This window comes from Delftia sp. ASV31, from assembly GCF_016428765.1.
Classification (GTDB): domain Bacteria; phylum Pseudomonadota; class Gammaproteobacteria; order Burkholderiales; family Burkholderiaceae_C; genus Comamonas; species Comamonas acidovorans.
This window is the reverse complement of record NZ_JAELTK010000181.1, coordinates 1-1,986: the sequence shown is the minus strand read 5'-3', so window position 1 is coordinate 1,986 and position 1,986 is coordinate 1. Positions and strand designations below refer to the sequence as shown.

The following is a 1,986-nucleotide window of genomic DNA, read 5'->3' as shown; positions in this document are numbered from 1 at the left end:
CCCCCCCCCCCCCCCCCCCCCCCCCCCCCCCCCCCCCCCCCCCCCCCCCCCTTTTTAGATGTGTATAAGAGACAGGGCATGGCCTGGAAAACGTCGGTGAAATATCGGTCATCGGTGTTCGTGCGCACCGGAATGCGTGCCGCCACCCCAGCCTTCAGTTGCGAGGGATCCATGGCCCACTGTTTGCGCGTGTAGTTGAGAAAGAACTTCTCGTACAGATCGCGTCCCACGCTGTTGAGCACGACGTCTTCGCTGCTGCGTACTGGTTCGCGCGGCTCGCGTACGCGCTCGAAGAAGGAGGTCGCGCCTGCCTCGTCCAACTCAAGGCCATACAACTGGTTGAGTGTGTCGCGGTTGATGGGAAATGGATAGCTTTTACCATTCACCACGCCCACTACGCGATGCTCATAGGAACGCCATTCGGTAAAGCGCGAAAGATGGTTCCACACCCGCTCACTGTTAGTGTGGAAAATGTGCGGACCGTAGCGGTGCACCAGCACACCATCCGTATCCATCTCGTCGAAAGCATTGCCGGCGATGTGCGGGCGCTTGTCGATCAGGAGAACTCTATGCCCAACATCCGCCAACTCCCGCGCAACCGTGCTGCCTGCAAAGCCGGCGCCAACAATAAGAGTGATGTTATTTTTCATTTGATGCCCCAATACTCATGTCGTTTTCCCTTGATCCCCAGCAAGCCATCAAAAAATCCAGCAGAGAAGGCTCGCAATTGCGCAAGCTTGTTCGGCTCCTTAATCATTGCAACGATCAGGCGCACCAAAGACCCAGGAATGGTATGCGTGAAGAAACGCAAACCATAATGCGAACGCGCAACCAGTAAACGGTTGCGCGTATCGTAGTAACGTTTCCAGGGGGCCAAGGACAGGAACACCACATCACGCCCCATGACTCGAATATGCGAAGGTCGTGATTTTGGATGCTCTATGCGGCTTTGACCGGCGATGATGATGTCCGCTCCGGATTTCCGGGCACGTACGCAATATTCCACGTCATCGGCGGCAATGAAATAGCCTGCATCCGGCAGACCGATCCGCTCCACCAGACTCCGATGGATCAGAAACCCCAGAAATGGAAGCGACTGCACCCTGGCTCGGCTCGGCACTTCATCAGCCCTACCGATCTGACCCAGCGGCGGATCCAGCACAGTGGTTAGCCAAGAAGTATCCGAGTGGCTGACTGCTAATGAGCCATAGACATTACCCGGATCATCAGCCACAAGCATCAACTCTTCCAACGCGGTGGGATGCGGCTCCGCGTCATCGTCCATGATCCAGATCCATTCAGCCCCATGATCAATGGCATGTTTCAATCCAGCAGAAAACCCCCCGGCACCTCCTGTATTTTCGGGCAAAGCGAGCAACTCCACATTTCCCCGATTAAGCCAGCCTTCTTCAGCAAGCATTTCTTCAGTGCCGTCGGTAGAAGCATTGTCGACAATGAGAAGATGGGATATCTGAAGAGTCTGGCTGAGTTGGGCAAGCAGAGCCTGCCTTAGCAAGACTCTGCGATTAAAGGTCACTATAACTGAATACACCGCTCCGGGCGCGCATCTCATCAAGGCTCCCGTCTAATGAATTGGGAAAAACGAAAAGCAAGCTTATGAATTTGAGGAAATCCAAAAAAAATTGCCGGCAATAAATTCTCTCGCCAATAATTTGTCTTTATTGATATCTTCAGGTACTCCATGAAGTGAAACCTGCGCTCTTCCAGGGAGTCAAGAGAGAATTTAGCACACATGTATCTTTTTTTTGCAGCCAAAATGGCCGCCTCGTCTTTTGATTTTCCAAGGTCAAGCGATATCTGTGCTGCAACCTTATGATTTGCTCGTACACGATGTGACATTCTCGAAAAATGCCGCTCGAAATTCTCATTTGGAAGTTTTCTTGGCAACCAAACCGACACATTCCTTCGATATTGGACAAGAGCTGTCTCTTATACACATCTCCGAGCCCACGAGACGCTGACGTT

2 protein-coding genes are annotated in these 1,986 nt (G+C 52.9%); both read right to left on the bottom strand.

The features are described from left to right. Positions 1-650, bottom strand: a 650-nt coding sequence (locus tag JHD82_RS28855; RefSeq protein WP_199140317.1) for an FAD-dependent oxidoreductase, incomplete at its 3' end; no start/stop codon positions are given. Continuing rightward, positions 647-1,573 (bottom strand): glycosyltransferase family 2 protein, encoded by a 927-nt coding sequence (locus JHD82_RS28850; RefSeq protein WP_233174946.1) that lies wholly within the window; start codon positions 1,571-1,573, stop codon positions 647-649. The genes JHD82_RS28855 and JHD82_RS28850, both read right to left, overlap by 4 nt. Positions 1,574-1,986 lie beyond the last annotated feature (413 nt).